This is a genomic window from Pseudomonas sp. PSB11 (genome assembly GCF_014596605.1).
Classification (GTDB): domain Bacteria; phylum Pseudomonadota; class Gammaproteobacteria; order Pseudomonadales; family Pseudomonadaceae; genus Aquipseudomonas; species Aquipseudomonas umsongensis.
Genome location: NZ_NOIO01000013.1, coordinates 127,626 through 142,053, shown reverse-complemented (window position 1 = coordinate 142,053; position 14,428 = coordinate 127,626). Strand labels below are relative to the sequence as shown.

At 61.3% G+C, this 14,428-nt stretch carries 13 protein-coding genes; 8 read left to right on the top strand and 5 right to left on the bottom strand.

All coding sequences use genetic code 11. The annotated features are described in order from the left end of the window. Positions 1-13: 13 nt before the first annotated feature. Entirely contained in the window at positions 14-691 is a 678-nt protein-coding gene (locus CGA21_RS16760) for a S8 family serine peptidase (protein WP_188264643.1), read from the top strand. Continuing rightward, a complete protein-coding gene (locus tag CGA21_RS16755; RefSeq protein ID WP_110749381.1) occupies positions 688-1,983 on the top strand; it encodes an FAD-dependent monooxygenase in 1,296 nt (431 codons plus the stop codon). The genes CGA21_RS16760 and CGA21_RS16755 overlap by 4 nt, the downstream gene beginning before the upstream one ends. A gap of 141 nt (positions 1,984-2,124) precedes the next feature. On the opposite strand, the gene CGA21_RS16750 is transcribed toward CGA21_RS16755, so the two are convergent. Then, entirely contained in the window at positions 2,125-3,615 is a 1,491-nt protein-coding gene (locus tag CGA21_RS16750; protein ID WP_188264642.1) for an aldehyde dehydrogenase family protein, read from the bottom strand. A gap of 500 nt (positions 3,616-4,115) precedes the next feature. Between CGA21_RS16750 and peaA the strand changes: the two genes are divergently transcribed. The 4 genes from peaA to peaD all read left to right on the top strand — a co-directional run bounded on the left by peaA (position 4,116) and on the right by peaD (position 8,677). After that, the gene (peaA, locus tag CGA21_RS16745; protein WP_188264641.1) at positions 4,116-5,696 is read left to right on the top strand and encodes a quinohemoprotein amine dehydrogenase subunit alpha; all 1,581 of its coding nucleotides are present in this window, start codon (positions 4,116-4,118) and stop codon (positions 5,694-5,696) included. 82 nt (positions 5,697-5,778) lie between these two features. Further along, positions 5,779-7,209, top strand: a complete 1,431-nt coding sequence (peaB, locus tag CGA21_RS16740; RefSeq protein WP_110749374.1) for a quinohemoprotein amine dehydrogenase maturation protein — start codon at positions 5,779-5,781, stop codon at positions 7,207-7,209. A 1-nt stretch (position 7,210) separates the two neighbouring features. Then, positions 7,211-7,534: a quinohemoprotein amine dehydrogenase subunit gamma gene (gene qhpC, locus CGA21_RS16735; protein WP_007971075.1), complete on the top strand. Its 324-nt coding sequence runs from the start codon at positions 7,211-7,213 to the stop codon at positions 7,532-7,534. A gap of 24 nt (positions 7,535-7,558) precedes the next feature. Then, entirely contained in the window at positions 7,559-8,677 is a 1,119-nt protein-coding gene (gene peaD / locus CGA21_RS16730; RefSeq protein WP_188264640.1) for a quinohemoprotein amine dehydrogenase subunit beta, read from the top strand. Positions 8,678-8,798: 121 nt separating this feature from the next. Here peaD and CGA21_RS16725 read toward each other — a convergent pair whose 3' ends face one another. Next, positions 8,799-9,200: a lysozyme inhibitor LprI family protein gene (locus tag CGA21_RS16725; RefSeq protein ID WP_110749370.1), complete on the bottom strand. Its 402-nt coding sequence runs from the start codon at positions 9,198-9,200 to the stop codon at positions 8,799-8,801. Between the two features lie 146 nt (positions 9,201-9,346). Here CGA21_RS16725 and CGA21_RS16720 point away from each other — a divergent pair, with 146 nt between their 5' ends. Further along, positions 9,347-9,835 (top strand): SRPBCC family protein, encoded by a 489-nt coding sequence (locus CGA21_RS16720; protein WP_033042975.1) that lies wholly within the window; start codon positions 9,347-9,349, stop codon positions 9,833-9,835. Positions 9,836-10,096: 261 nt separating this feature from the next. Here the strand turns inward: CGA21_RS16720 and inhA are convergent, their stop codons facing one another. Continuing rightward, the gene (inhA, locus tag CGA21_RS16715; protein WP_188264639.1) at positions 10,097-10,777 is read right to left on the bottom strand and encodes an isonitrile hydratase; all 681 of its coding nucleotides are present in this window, start codon (positions 10,775-10,777) and stop codon (positions 10,097-10,099) included. Between the two features lie 88 nt (positions 10,778-10,865). Between inhA and CGA21_RS16710 the strand changes: the two genes are divergently transcribed. After that, complete coding sequence (locus CGA21_RS16710) at positions 10,866-11,849, top strand: GlxA family transcriptional regulator (protein ID WP_110749364.1); 984 nt, start codon at positions 10,866-10,868, stop codon at positions 11,847-11,849. 12 nt (positions 11,850-11,861) lie between these two features. Here the strand turns inward: CGA21_RS16710 and CGA21_RS16705 are convergent, their stop codons facing one another. Next, positions 11,862-12,251: a hypothetical protein gene (locus CGA21_RS16705; RefSeq protein WP_188264638.1), complete on the bottom strand. Its 390-nt coding sequence runs from the start codon at positions 12,249-12,251 to the stop codon at positions 11,862-11,864. A gap of 236 nt (positions 12,252-12,487) precedes the next feature. Further along, positions 12,488-14,314, bottom strand: coding sequence for a glycoside hydrolase family 15 protein (locus tag CGA21_RS16700; RefSeq protein ID WP_110749361.1), 1,827 nt, complete (start codon positions 14,312-14,314; stop codon positions 12,488-12,490). Positions 14,315-14,428: the final 114 nt, after the last annotated feature.

Here is a 14,428-nt window from a genome sequence, read left to right as displayed (position 1 = left end):
AAACCTGAGCCTTATGAAACTTGAGCTGCGCATTGGTGTGGTGGACAGCGGTCACTCGACCGCGCAACGGGTGCAGGTCGTCGCTGGGCGGCGTTTTTCCCTGGTGGAAGACGGGCTGAGCGAAAGCGACTTGCGTGACGATCCGTTGGGCCATGGCAGCGCTGTGATCGAAGCTATCGGCCGGCGTGCACCCTCGGCACTGTTTTGCGTGGCGCAAGTATTCGACCGGCGCGGGGTGACCAGCGCCTTGCAGATCGCCACGGCCATCGATTGGCTTGTGGCGCAGGACGTGCGCTTGATCAATCTGAGCCTGGGTTTGCGCCAGGATCGCAACCTGTTGCGGGCTGCTTGCGCATTGGCGGTGGGCCAGGGTGTATTGCTGTGCGCGTCCAGCCCGGCCCAGGGGGAGGGGGTGTTTCCGGCGAATTATCCACAGGTGCTGCGGGTGACCGGGGATGCGCGCTGCGCCGAACTCGAATGGTCATGGCTCGACAGTGCCCAGGCGGATTTCGGTGCGTGCGTGCACGGCACTTATCCGGGGCAGTCCGGCGCCAGTCTCGGTTGCGCGGCGTTGAGCGGGCACATTGCGGCATTCCTGGTGGAGAATCCCGACGCCAGCAATGAACAGGTGATCGATTATCTGCGCCACAACGCCCGTTACCGCGGCCCTGAACGGCGTTTCGGGCCATGACCGCGATCGTCATCCTGGGCGCCGGGCCCGCGGGCGCGGCGGTAGCACTGGGGCTGCGACGACTGGGGTATGCGGTTACGCTGGTCAGCGAATGGCGGCGTTTTGCCGCCCTCGAAGGTGTTTCCCAGCGGGTGCTGGAGGCGTTGCGCGGCGCCGGACTGCAACAGGCGCTGGCGCAGGCGACGTTGCCCTCTCAACGGCAGGTGAACTGGAACGGCCAGCAGCATTCGCAGAACATCGAGTTCCTGCTCGACCGTCCGACCTTTGACTGCGGCCTGCGCGAAGCCTTGCGCCTGGCCGGTGTTGAGTTGATCGAGGGTCGGGTGTTGGTGGTCCAGGCACTCGCCAGCGGTCATCGAATCGAGATTGACGGTGGACAGGCAGTGATTGCGGACTTTCTGGTGGAAGCCCGTGGCCGCCAGGCGCCCGCCCTGGGTAAAGGCTTGCGCGGGCCGGAGACAGTCAGCCTGCTCAATCGCTGGCAGGGCACGCCGGGCAACACCGCCAGCGCCGTGGAAAGCCTTGAGGATGGCTGGGCATGGATGGCGCGACGGGCCGACGGCCAGTGTTATTGGCAATGGACGGTGGATGTGGCCAGCGCCGCTCTGCCGGGCAAGGCCCAGTTGCTCGAGTACTGTCGACAGCGGCGCCAGGCATCGTCGTTCGCCCAGGCGTTTTTCGCTGCCGACCCCGAGGTTGATTTGCAGTTGCATGCCCGCAGCAGCACGGCGATTCTCAGCCCGCAGGTGTGCGGCGACAATTGGATTCGGGTTGGCGATGCGGCGATGGCGGTCGACCCGTTGTCGGGCAACGGCATCTTCCAATCCCTGTCCTCGGCGTTGCAGGCGCCGACGGTGATCAACACCTTGTTGCGCAAGCCCGAGCGAGCGGCGCTGGCCCGGCGTTTTCATCAACAGCGGGTGGAGCAGCTGTTTCTGCGGTTTGCGCGGATAGGTCGGGATTTTTATGCCGATGAACAACGCTGGCTCAATCAGCCATTCTGGAAGGCGCGGCGGCAATGGCCGGATGCCGAGGTAGCCCATGCAGAGGCTGATTTCAATGCGCTGAAAATCGAGCGGGCGCCGGTGCTGCGTGAAGGGTTTGTCGATGAGGCCGAGGTGGTGATCACGGCGGATCAACCGTTGGGGATCTGGCATGTGCAGGGGGTTGAATTGGCGCCGTTGGTGCGGCGATTGCGAACCGAGCCTGCCGAACAAGCGCTGGCTGGATTGACTGTCGAGCAGGGCAGGATGATCAGGAGTTGGTTGTTGGCCCAGGGTTTCAAACCCTGAGATCTCTGGTTGTTCGGGCGGGCCCTATCGCGGGCAAGCCCGCTCCCACAGGGTTTTTTGGTGAAGCTGCAATCTACGACATCACACAAATCACTGTGGGAGCGGGCTTGCCCGCGATGGCGTCCGCAAGGACGCCGCCAATTACAGCTTGATCAACACCGACTTCAACTCGGTGTAATGCTCGATCGCCGCATACCCCATCTCGCGGCCGACCCCCGACATCTTGTAGCCACCAAAGGGCAGCGCCGGGTCCAGGGCGCTGTGGCAGTTGACCCACACTGAACCGGACTTGATCCGTGGGATCATCCGGTGCACCGCCGCCAGGTCATTGGACCAGATGCTCGCGCCCAACCCATAAGGGCTGTCATTGGCCATGCGCAGGGCATCGGCTTCGTCATCGAAGGGAATCGCCACCAGTACCGGGCCGAAGATTTCCTCCTGCACCAGCGAATGCTTTTGATCGACGTCGACGATCACCGTCGGCTTGACGAAAAAGCCCGGCCCGAACTGCTCGCCACCGCAGGCGATGGTCGCGCCGCTTTCACGGCCCTGTTCTATGTAGCCGTAGACCCGCGCCTGCTGCCGTGCCGAGATCAACGGCCCCATTTCCACGCTCGGGTCCAGGCCGTTACCCAGTTTCATGGCGTTGGCGATATCGCTGATGTCCGCCACCACATTGTCGAAATGCTTGCGCTGCACATACAGGCGCGAGCCTGCGCAGCAGACCTGGCCCTGGTTGAAGAAGATCGCGCTGGCGGCACCGGCTGCGGCGCTTTTCAGGTCGGCATCGGCCATCACGATCGTTGGCGACTTACCGCCCAGCTCCAGGGTCACCCGGGTCATGGAATCCATGGCGATCTTGCCGATCTGCTTGCCCACGGCGGTGGAGCCGGTGAAGGTCAGCTTGTCCACCAGCGGATTGTGAGTCAGCGCGGAGCCTGCGGTGATGCCGGTGCCGGTGACCACGTTGAACACGCCCTCGGGGTAACCCGCCTCGAGCACAAGCTCGGCGAGCTTCAGCGCGGTGAGCGGGGTTTCGTCGGCGGGTTTGAGCACCACGGTGCAGCCGGTGGCCAGGGCCGGGCCGAGTTTCCAGCAGGCCAGCAACAGCGGGAAGTTCCAGGCGACGATGGCGCCGACAACGCCCACCGCTTCGCGGCGGATGAAACTGTGGAACTGGTCGTTGGGCATCAGCGGTGCCGACACGTCGACCGTGGTGCCTTCGATCTTGGTTGCCCAACCGGCCATGTAACGCAGGAAATCGATGGCCAGCTGCACGTCCATCACTTGCGCCACCGCCGCGCTTTTGCCGTTGTTCAGGCATTCCAGCTGCGCCAGGAGCTCGGCATCGCGCTGCATCAGGTCGGCGAGTTTCCACAACAGATTCTGCCGCTCCCGAGGGCGGGTGCGGGTCCAGGCCGAATCATCGAACGCCTGGCGGGCGGCGAGGACCGCGCGGTCGACGTCTTCCGGTGTGGCCCGTGGCACCACACACAGCACTTCGCCGGTGGCGGGGTTGTGCAGCGCCATGGTCTGGCCGTCGGCGGACTCGACCCAGTCGCCACCGATGAGCATGCGCGGGGCGCGCTGGATAAATGCCGAAGTGGCGGGAAGCAGGTTGGGAAGCGACATGATGAAACCTCGTCTTGTTCGTGTGGCGAGGTCTTTCGCAATGGCTGTGCCAGATGTGTTTATTTGGGTGAAACATCGATTTGGTGGGGCTTGCGGGTTATTGACCAATGAAAAGGAGGTGAGCTGACGTCGCAAATTGCGACGCAGTGAGACATGCGAAGATCAAAAGATCGCAGCCTGCGGCAGCTCCTACAGGTGTATGCCGATTCCCGTGTAGGAGCTGCCGCAGGCTGCGATCTTTTGATCTTGATCCTATGCTTGTCTCAGAGTGCAACAGATGTCGCGATATTAGACGCGGGACGTCAGGTTTAGCAGTCGTCAATCACCCTGTATTTAACCTAAGCAATTGATAAAAAACACGATTCACAAGCTGGCACGCTCCGTGTATTGCTCATCGCAGACGTTTCTCCTGCCACCGTCAGCGGCTTGCCGCCGGCGGCAGAAACCCAAAAAACGATAAGCCACAAAAATAAGAAAGCACCGTGCGAGGTTCGACGTTGATGAAGAGAAAACTCCGTTCAGGCATGAGCGCCAGTCTGCTGGCCATCGCAGCTTGCGTGGCCCTGCATTCGCCTCACAGCCTGGCAGCCCGCGACGCCCAGACCATCCTCAAGGAAACCTGTCAGGGCTGTCATACCCCCGAAGCCGATAACGCCCTGAGCCGCATCAGCCACCAGCGCAAGACGCCGGAAGGCTGGCTGATGAGCATTGCGCGCATGCAGACCATGCACGGTTTGCAGATCAGCGATGAAGATCGCCGCACCCTGGTCAAGTACCTGGCCGATACCCAGGGCCTGGCGCCGAGCGAGACCGACGGCGTGCGTTATGCCCTGGAGCGCCGGCTCAACACGGTCGAGCAGTTCGACGACCAGACCAGCCAGATGTGCGGCCGTTGCCACTCCGGTGCGCGGGTGGCCCTGCAACGGCGTCCGGCCCAGGAGTGGGAACGCCTGGTGAACTTCCACCTTGGCCAATGGCCGTCCCTGGAGTACCAGGCACTGTCGCGCGACCGCGACTGGTTCGACCTGGCGCGCAAAGAGATGGTGCCGCTGCTGGCCAAGCGTTATCCGCTGGACAACCCGGCCTGGAAAAAATGGCAAAGCGCCGCGCCAAAAGCCGAAGCACTGGTGGGTGACTGGAGCTTCAGCGGTCACTTGCCGGGCAAAGGCGAACTGGCCGGTGTGATGAGCGTGACCGCCGATGGCAGTGATACCTTCAAGGTCAGCGTCAAAGGCCAATACGCCGACGGCACGCCGTTCAACGGCGACGGCAGCGCGATTCTCTATACCGGCTACGAATGGCGCGGCAACGTCAGCATCGATGGCGTGACCATGCGCCAGGTGTTCGCCGCCCAAGGCAACGCCATGCAGGGCCGGATGTTCGAGGCCGAGCACGACGAGCGCGGCCTGGACTTCGTCGCGGCCAAGCAGGGTTCCCAGCGATTGCTGGCGGTGCAGCCGGGCTATGTGAAGGCCGGCAGCGAAAGCGAAGTCACCCTGATCGGCAGCGGCCTGAGCGGCAAGCCGAACTTCGGCAAAGGCGTGGAAGTGCTCGAGGTCGTGGAGCAGAGTCCGGAGCGAATCAAGGTCAAGCTCAAGGCTGCCACCAATGCCCAGCCGGGCTTGCGCGCAGTCACCGTCGGGACGCTCAAAGGGCCGAGCCTGTCGGTATACAGCAAGATCGCCGAAGTCAAAGTCGTGCCTGAATTCTCGGTGGCAAGGATCGGTGAGGGCGGTGGTTCGACGCCGAAAGTCCAGGGTCGTTTCGACGCCGAAGCCTGGGGCAAGGGCGCCGATGGCAAGCCGTATCGCATCGGCGTGTTCCCGGCGCAGTGGAAGGTCGAAGCCTTCGACGACCGCGCCAAGGAAGACGAAGACGTCAAGTTCGCCGGCACCATGCAGGCCGACACCGGTGTGTTCACCCCGGGCGACGCCGGGCCGAACCCGGCCCGCAAGATGTCCACCAACAATGCCGGCAACCTCAAGGTGATCGCCGCCGTCGACGACGCAGGGAAATCCCTGACCGGCGAAGGCCACATGATCGTGACCGTGCAACGCTGGAACAATCCACCCATTCCTTGAGTGGTGCTGATCGACAGCGATTCAGACACTTTTCGGAATGACCGCACGCCCCGCCAAGCGGGGTCTGCACAGGAGGTTTGCAATGGGCGCTATCTTGAATCTGGTCGAACGTAACCTGCACGAAGTGCAGGTCGATGCCGACCGCATGCTGTTTCACATCCCCAGCAGTTCGCTGTTCGCCAGCGATGAACTGACGGGCACCATCATCGATACCCTGCGCGGCCCGGGCTGTTCCTCGGACGACCTGATCCAGCGTCTGGACGGGCGCTTCAACGGCGAGGAGATCACCGAGACCCTGCGCGAGCTGATGGCCCTGGAACTGGTCAGCGACGGCTCGCCGCTGACCCCGGACATCGCCACCAAGCGTGTCGAGCGCACGGCGATCAATACCGTGGTACTCAACGTCAACACCGGCTGCAACCTGAGCTGCACCTACTGCTACAAGGAAGATCTCGACAAGCCGTCGGCCGGCAAGAAAATGGACGTCGAGACCGCCATCGCGTCGGTGGAAATGCTGTTGCGCGAATCGCCGGATGAAGAACGTTTCACCGTGGTGTTCTTCGGCGGCGAACCGCTGAGCAACCGCAAGCTGATCGAGTACATGGTCGACTATTGCGAGAAACGTTTTCGCGAAGCCGGCAAGTTCGTCGAGTTCGTCATGACCACCAACGCCACGCTGCTCACCGAAGAGACCGTGGACTACCTCAATGCCCACCGCTTTGGCTTGTCAGTGAGCATCGACGGGCCGAAAACCGTGCACGACCGCAACCGCATCACCGTGGGCGGGCAGGGCACCTACGACGTGGTACGGCGCAAGGCCGAGATGCTGCTGTCGCGCTACAACAGCCGTCCGGTGGGCGCGCGGGTGACCCTGACCACCGGCGTCACCGACGTCGAAACCATCTGGGATCACCTGTTCAATGAACTGGGGTTTGCCGAAGTCGGGTTTGCCCCGGTGACGTCGGGCGATATCAGCAGCTTCAACCTCACCAGCGACGAGCTGATCGAAGTCTTCGCCAGCATGAAACGCCTCGGTCGACGTTATCTGGAAGCGGCACTGGAGCACCGCAACATCGGTTTCTCCAACCTGCACCAACTGATCACCGACATCCACGAAGGCCACAAGAAAGCCCTGCCATGCGGCGCGGGCCTGAAGATGCTGGCGGTGGATCACAAGGGCGAACTGAACCTGTGCCACCGCTTTACCGGATCGAGCCTGCCGACCTTCGGCAACGTGCACAGCGGTGTGAAACAGGTGGAACTCAACGACTTCCTGTCCCAGCGCCTGGACCGCACCAATACCGGCTGCGAAGACTGCCAGATCCGCAACCTGTGCTCTGGCGGCTGCTACCACGAAAGCTACGCCCGCTACGGCGATCCGACGCACCCGACTTATCACTACTGCGAACTGATGCGTGACTGGGTCGACTTCGGCATCGAGGTCTACACCCGGATCATGGCTCACAACCCTGCGTTCATCAGCAGCTACATCACTCCGCGCAAGGCTCACTGATATGAAACATCTCAAGGCAATCAATAACAAAGCGTTGAAGCTGGATCAGGCGGCGGATGAAAACCGCATTGAAGAAGTGGTGGCGATGAGCTCCGTGGCGGGCTGTGCGTCGACCACCGACCCGGGCTGGGAAATCGATGCGTTTGGCGGTGTGTCGTCGCTGTGCCAGCCGATGGAAGCCGACCTGTATGGCTGCTCCGACCCGTGCTGGTGGCCGGCCCAGGTGCCGGACATGATGAGCACCTACCCGGACTGGAACAAGGATGCCCAGGCGTCCAACGAAAACTGGCGCAACCTCGGCACTGTCTTCCCGAAAGACAAGTGATCAGATAATAAGAAGGATTCCAGCATGCACAGCATCAACGCCTGCGGCCTGGCCGCTTTCGCCCTCCTGAGCACCTGCGCGCTCAGTGTCCTGGCCGATGAAAACACCGCACTGCAAGACGGTCATGAGTACATGTTGACCACCAATTATCCGAACAACCTGCACGTGATCGACCTGGCCACCGACACCTTGTACAAGACCTGCAAGATGCCGGACGCCTTCGGTCCCGGCACCGTGCAGCTGTCGCCGGATCGCAAGACCGCCTACGTGCTGAACAATCACTATGCGGATGTCTATGGCGTCGAGCTGGACAGCTGCAAGCAGGTGTTCCACGCCAGCATCACCCAGAAACCGGGGGAGAAAGCCAAATCGATGTTCGCCTTCACCGTCAGCCATGACGGCAAGGAGCTGTACACCATCGCCAACCCGACGCTGATGATGAACGATCGCTACGAAGTGCAGCAGCCCCGGCTCGACGTGTACAAGACTGACGCCGGCATGGACGCCAAGCCGGTGCGCAGTTTCCCGGCGCCACGGCAGTTGACCATCATGCAGAGCGGTGACGACGGCACGCTGTACGTGGCCGGTGCGGATGTCTACAAGGTCAATGTGCAAACCGGCAAGTTCGACGTGCTGATCCCCAGCCGTCACTGGAAACGCCCGAACTACAGTGCGCCCGACGTGCTCTACGTGTGGAACCAGCAAACCTACCGGCATGATTTCTCGCTGCTCTACACCGCGGCGAAATTCAAGGACAAGAAGCAGGACCCGGCCACTGCCGAATACCTGTACGGCTTGTTCAGTGTCGACCTGAAGACCGGCAAGACCGAAACCACCGACTTCGGGCCCCTGACGGAAATCTACTTCAGCGGCATGCGTTCACCGAAGGATCCGAACCTGATGTTTGGCGTGCTCAACCGCTTGGCCAAGTACGACATCAAGGAAAAGAAGATGCTCCAGGCGGCGACGCTTGATCACTCTTACTACTGCATTTCCTTCAACAAGGAGGGCAGCAAGATCTATCTGGCCGGCACCTTCAACGATGTGGCGATCTTCGATGCCGACAGCTTGAAGCAGGTGGGCAAGATCAAGTTGCCGGGTGGGGATATGGCGATCACCACGGCGCAGATTTTTGTGCGGTAATTGCGGCGCCTGCACTGACGCCTTCGCGAGCAAGCCCGCTCCCACATTTGATTTGTGTCGTTCACAAATCCTCTGTGGGAGCGGGCTTGCCCGCGAAGAGGCCCTCAAAAACGCCGCAAATTCAAACCCCCGGCACCGGACACCCCAAATCCCCCTCCTGGCACTTCAGGTAAGTCTTGAACGTCTCCACCCGCGCCTTGGTCAATTCGGTCACGCAATTGCTGTAGATCAGCGGATAAACACTCCCACCCTCCACCCCGGAAGCCGAAAACTTGCACTCGGCATCGCGAAACGCAATCCACGAGCGCTGTGCACCCACCAGCAGCTTCTTGCTGTCGGGGTTCCCCTTCAAACGTGTGGTGATCTGCTGGTAAAGCGCATTCAACTCCTTGTCCGCCGCGGCATGCTGCTGCGCTGCACACTGGTTCATCGTGGCCTGGTCGCTGGCGTTATCGCAGTCCAGGGCCTGGGCCAGGGGAGTGAGCAGCAAAGGTGTAAGTGCCAGAAGAAAGCGTGAGTACATGGAGGAGGCTCGCTGTGACGGGGGAATTTGCGCCAGTGTAGCGATGCAAAGACGACGATTTCGACAACTGACAGCGGATGGATACAACTTTCGGGCTGGACTTGTGGTCTTAGAGGCCTACTGTTGTTCATTACAGGAGGTGACGTATGAAACCAGTACCCAATAGTTTTGAACGCAAAATCATGCTCAAGTCGCCCCGCGCCCATGTATGGCGTGCCTTGGTCGATGCCGAGGCGTTCGGTCAATGGTTTGGCGTTGCACTCGAAGGCAGGCGGTTCATCGCCGGCGAGTGGACGCAGGGGCAGGTTACGTATCCCGGTTATGAACATGTGTTGTGGAACGTGCTGGTCGAGCGGGTCGAGCCCCAGCAATTGTTTTCCTTTCGCTGGCACCCCTACGCGGTCAATCCCAGGATCGACTACTCCCAGGAGCCCACCACGCTGGTCAAATTCGAACTTCAGGATTATGAAGACGGCACCTTGCTCAAGGTTTCCGAATCAGGTTTCGCTCACATTCCCGACGTACGCCAGAAGGAGGCGTATTACATGGACAGCCGTGGCTGGGAAGAGCAATTGAGCCGACTTGAACAATTCCTCGCCGAAAATGCCAAGGCCCGCGAGCGTGGGAGTGAGTGATGGCAGTGCAGCTATAGCGAATGTCTTACACGCGGTTACAACTATGTCGTCTGTTACATATTGGATCCGATGCGTATTCTGGCCCCATCCACTGAGGTACAGGGAGTGCTCTCAGGATCATGGATGATCGGCCATTGGCAAGGAATGCTGACGACAGGGAGTTGTAATGGTCTTGGAAGAACCCGCTTCGGCGGGTTTTTTTATGGGCGTCAGAAAAATCTGGCTGCTCGAACCGCAGTTCTCGCAGCCAGGATTTCCTTGTCAGCCGAGTTTCGCCGCCGCCCGCTTGGTGATTTGCGCTCGCAGTTTCAATGAGCCGGCGGCACGTTGACGAGCTTCCTCCAGCACGCTGGCGGGTGCCGTTTGCGGGCTACCGGCCTGAAATGGCGGCGCAGGTGCGTATTCCAGTTGAAGTTGCACCAGCTGCGCGGTGTCCTCATCGAACAGCTCTGCCGCCAGGGTCAGGGCAAAATCAATGCCCGCGGTAATTCCGCCACCGGTCAGCAGATTGCCGTCGCGCACCACCCGATCCGCCACCGCAATCGCTCCCAGTGGCGCCAGCAACTCGTGATACGCCCAGTGGGTGGTGGCGCGCTTGCCCTTGAGCAGCCCCGCCGCACCGAGCACCAGCGCCCCGGTGCAAACCGACGTCACATACCGTGCGTTGGCGGCCTGGGCCTTGATGAACGCCAGGGTTGGCTCATCCTCCATCAACGGCCCGACCCCGCTGCCACCGGGTACGCAAATAACATCCAGCGCCGGGCAGTCGTCAAAGGTAACGGTCGGTTTGAGCATCAGTCCGGTGCTGGCGGTGATGGGCATCAGGTCCTTCCAGATCAGATGCACCTTCACATCCGGTAGCGACGCCAGAACGTCGTACGGGCCGGTAAGGTCGAGTTGCTGCACCTGTGGAAACAACAGAAAACCGATCTGCAAGGTCATGGTGTATTTCTCCGAAGTGGGTGGACGCCTTTACTGTAGGGGTCTAGGATTTGGCGTATCCGCCAATAATCCCACGAATTACGCCAACATGTTAAAAACCGTTCACGTGCTCGCCTTCGCCAATGTGCAAGTGCTTGATGTCACCGGGCCGTTGCAGGTGTTTGCGTCCGCCAATGACATCGCCCGCCAGCAAGGCTCGCCGCCCCCTTATGCGCCGTCGGTGATCACTGGCGGCGGCGGGGCGGTGATGTCGTCGGCAGGCCTGGCGTTGCTGGCCGAGCCTTTGCCCGAGCAGGGCAGCGACACCTTGATCATCGCCGGCGGCTGGGGCGTCTATGCGGCGGCACAAGACCCTTCACTGGTCAGTTGGGTGCGCGAACACGCGGCAAAGTGCCGGCGAGTGGCATCGGTGTGCACCGGGGCGTTTTTGCTGGCGGCCAGCGGCTGGCTCGATGGCCGGCGGGTGGTCACCCACTGGACCCGTTGCGAACAGTTGGCGCAACAACACCCACGCCTGCAGGTCGAGCCCAATCCGATCTTTATCAATGACGGCCCGGTCTGGACCTCGGCCGGCGTCACCGCCGGTATCGACCTGGCGTTGGCGATGGTCGAAGCCGACCTTGGCCGGACCATGGCCCTGGACGTCGCCCGACAATTGGTGGTGTTCCTCAAGCGCCCTGGCGGCCAGTCGCAATTCAGCGTGACCTTGTCTTTGCAGAAAGAAGGTAACCGCTTCGACGAACTTCATGCCTGGATCAGCGAAAACCTCAGCAAGGACCTGGGCATTCCAACCCTGGCCAACCAGGCCGGCATGAGCGAACGCAGCTTCGTGCGCCACTACCGCGCCGACACCGGCCAAACCCCGGCCCGGGCCATCGAACAGATCCGCGTCGAAACCGCACGACGCCTGCTCAGCGATACCGGCGTGCCCATCAAGCGGGTGGCCGTGCAATGCGGATTCGGCAGCGAAGAAACCCTGCGCCGCAGTTTTCTGCGGGCCATCGGGGTGACTCCGCAGGCTTATCGCGAGCGGTTTTCGGTCAGTGCCGCAGCAGATCCAATAATGCCTTGAGTGTCAGCTTGATCACTCATTCGTTTCCGCCATTTGGTTGAAATACTTGGTCCGATCCGGTGTAAACGTCACGACCATTTTCGTGCGTGAACAGGTCAGCACGCGCTCTTCGCCAAGATCCACATCCAGATCTTCCCCGCGCAAGCCCTGCCATTGGGCGAGGTATTTGAGGGAACCGTATTTCTCCAGCTTCTTCAGGCTGCGATTGACGCCACCTTTCCAGCCCAGCACCGGCAATTCGCCGGCACGGCATTGATGGGCGAGGTCGGGGAAGCGGGCGGCGCGCTGGCGGCCGACTTCCCAGCATTTGATCAGGCCCTTGTCGTGGGCTTCCCACAGTTCGTTGCGGTTCAGGCCGGTTCGAAGGGGGAGGTCGATGCTGCGGTGGATGCGTTGGGACATTCTTTTTCCTTGAATACGGGTTTTGTTGGACAGCTCCGCTGTGCCCGTTGATTGGGGATGTTAGGTGGGGTTGTAGCGCCTGGCAACAAGGTATTTCCGGGTGTTTTGTTTAAAAAATGTCGGACGCCGGCCTACACAAAACCGTTGCCGGACGTCAGATCTGTAGGAGCCAGGCTTGCCGGCGAAAGCAATTTCAAGGACGCCTTTGCCGGCAGCCTGGCGCCTACCGGTAGTATTCAAGGCTGCCAAAAACCCTTCTCGCCGCTGAGCTTGCGATCCAGAAAACATGCCGCGCTGATCAACGCCAGGTGCGTCAGCGCCTGTGGCGTGTTGCCCATGTGCCGTGCCCGGCTGTCGAATTCTTCGGCGTACAGCCCCAGCGGGTTGGCGTAGCGCAATAGTTGCTCGAACTCCAGATGGGCCTTTTCCACCTGGCCAGCGCGGGCCAGGCATTCGACGTACCAGAATGAGCAGGCGGCGAATGCGCCTTCGGTGCCGGTCAGGCCGTCGATGTGTTTGTCGTCATTGTGGTAGCGGTAGACCATGCCATCGCGCACCAGGTTTTTCTCGATGGCCTCAAGGGTCGCGAGCCAGCGCGGGTCCTTGGCGCTGACGAAACGCACCAGCGGCATCAGCAGCATCGCACCGTCGAGACCGGTGCCGCCGATGTGCTGCACGAAGTGCCCGCGTTCGTCGTTCCAGAAGTTTTGCCAGATGTCTGTGTAGATATCCTGGCGTGTCTGGTCCCAGCGGGCGAACGGCGCGGGCAACGAGCGTTTCGAGGCGAGACGGATCGCCCGGTCCAGGGCGACCCAGCACATCAGTCGCGAATGTAGGAAGTGGTGCTGTTCGCCGCGCATTTCCCAGATGCCGACGTCCTCCTGCTGCCAGGTTTCGCACACCTGATCGACGACTTCCACGGTGTGCTTCCAGCCTTCGTGGGAAATGGCTTCGCCGTATTTGTTGACCAGGTACACCGCGTCCAGCAGTTCGCCGAAGATATCCAGCTGGACCTGCGCATACGCCAGGTTGCCGATGCGCACGGGAGTGGCGCCGCCGTGGCCGGACAGGTGCGAGAGTTCGATTTCCGGCAGTTCCTGTCGGCCGTCGATGCCATACAGGATATTGAGTTTCATCGGTTTGCCGCGACAGTCGCTGACCCGCCCGCGCAACCAGCGCATATAGGCGTTGGCCTCTTCGGTGAAGCCCAGGCGCATGAAGGCATAGACGGTGAAGGATGCGTCGCGGATCCAGGTGTAGCGGTAATCCCAGTTGCGTACTCCGCCGAGGGTTTCTGGCAGGCCAAAGGTCGCCGCGGCGAGGATCGCGCCGTGTTTGCGCGAGGTCAAAAGCTTCATCGCCAGGGCCGAGCGGTTGACCATTTCCCGCCAGCGGCCGCGGTAGTTGGAGAGGCCGATCCAGTCGCGCCAGAACTTCAGCGTGCGTTCCAGGCATAGCGTTGTCGCCCCTTCCTTGAAGCGCGGATCGTCAACGGCACCCAGCAGGAACTCCGCGGTCTGGTCCTGCTTGAGGGTGAAATCGGCGACGGCTGCCTGCCCGTCAATGCGCAATGGCTGATCCGCCGCCAGGCGCAGGGACGGCTGATCGGTGGCTTCGAAGATTACGTCCTGTTGATCCAGGCGGGCGAGGGTGTGGGCTCGCGCGTAGTCGTGGCGCACGGCGCAGTGCAGGTGAAACGTCGCTTGGCCGCTGACCACCCGGACCCGACGCATCAGCAGGGGCAGGTTGTCTTCGGTGTCGCCGATGGGCAACAGGTCGGTGATTTCCACCACGGCTTGATCACTGAGCCAGCGGGTTTGCAGCACGTTGGTGTCGGGCAGGTAGATTTGCTCGCGGCGGGCATCCGGCAAGTCCGGGGACAGCTGGAAAATACCGGCCTCGGGCGTGTCCAGCAGCGAACAGAAAATAGACGGGCTGTCGAATTCCGGCCAGCAGAAAAAATCCACGCTGCCCTTGTCATTGACCAGCGCGGCGCTGCGCATGTCGCCGATGATGCCGTGGGCGTCGATGGGGCTTTGGCGTTCGGGGTGATGGTCGGGCATTGGCGCGTGGCTCCGGGTTACATCGAGGACCTTAATAGCTGACTGGTTTGAGCGGTGGAGAGTTCATTAGTCTGGAGCAGTGAGGGGGCTTCACATTTACCCAACAATTTGCAG

Excerpts from the sequence above, each read along its gene's own strand:
- peaB (WP_110749374.1), top strand. The coding sequence starts at position 5,779 with ATGGGCGCTATCTTGAATCTGGTCGAACGTAACCTGCACGAAGTGCAG.
- peaD (WP_188264640.1), top strand. The coding sequence starts at position 7,559 with ATGCACAGCATCAACGCCTGCGGCCTGGCCGCTTTCGCCCTCCTGAGC.
- CGA21_RS16720 (WP_033042975.1), top strand. The coding sequence starts at position 9,347 with ATGAAACCAGTACCCAATAGTTTTGAACGCAAAATCATGCTCAAGTCG.
- CGA21_RS16725 (WP_110749370.1), bottom strand. The coding sequence starts at position 9,200 with ATGTACTCACGCTTTCTTCTGGCACTTACACCTTTGCTGCTCACTCCC.
- CGA21_RS16755 (WP_110749381.1), top strand. The coding sequence starts at position 688 with ATGACCGCGATCGTCATCCTGGGCGCCGGGCCCGCGGGCGCGGCGGTA.
- qhpC (WP_007971075.1), top strand. The coding sequence starts at position 7,211 with ATGAAACATCTCAAGGCAATCAATAACAAAGCGTTGAAGCTGGATCAG.
- CGA21_RS16710 (WP_110749364.1), top strand. The coding sequence starts at position 10,866 with ATGTTAAAAACCGTTCACGTGCTCGCCTTCGCCAATGTGCAAGTGCTT.
- CGA21_RS16760 (WP_188264643.1), top strand. The coding sequence starts at position 14 with ATGAAACTTGAGCTGCGCATTGGTGTGGTGGACAGCGGTCACTCGACC.
- CGA21_RS16700 (WP_110749361.1), bottom strand. The coding sequence starts at position 14,314 with ATGCCCGACCATCACCCCGAACGCCAAAGCCCCATCGACGCCCACGGC.
- inhA (WP_188264639.1), bottom strand. The coding sequence starts at position 10,777 with ATGACCTTGCAGATCGGTTTTCTGTTGTTTCCACAGGTGCAGCAACTC.
- CGA21_RS16705 (WP_188264638.1), bottom strand. The coding sequence starts at position 12,251 with ATGTCCCAACGCATCCACCGCAGCATCGACCTCCCCCTTCGAACCGGC.
- peaA (WP_188264641.1), top strand. The coding sequence starts at position 4,116 with ATGAAGAGAAAACTCCGTTCAGGCATGAGCGCCAGTCTGCTGGCCATC.
- CGA21_RS16750 (WP_188264642.1), bottom strand. The coding sequence starts at position 3,615 with ATGTCGCTTCCCAACCTGCTTCCCGCCACTTCGGCATTTATCCAGCGC.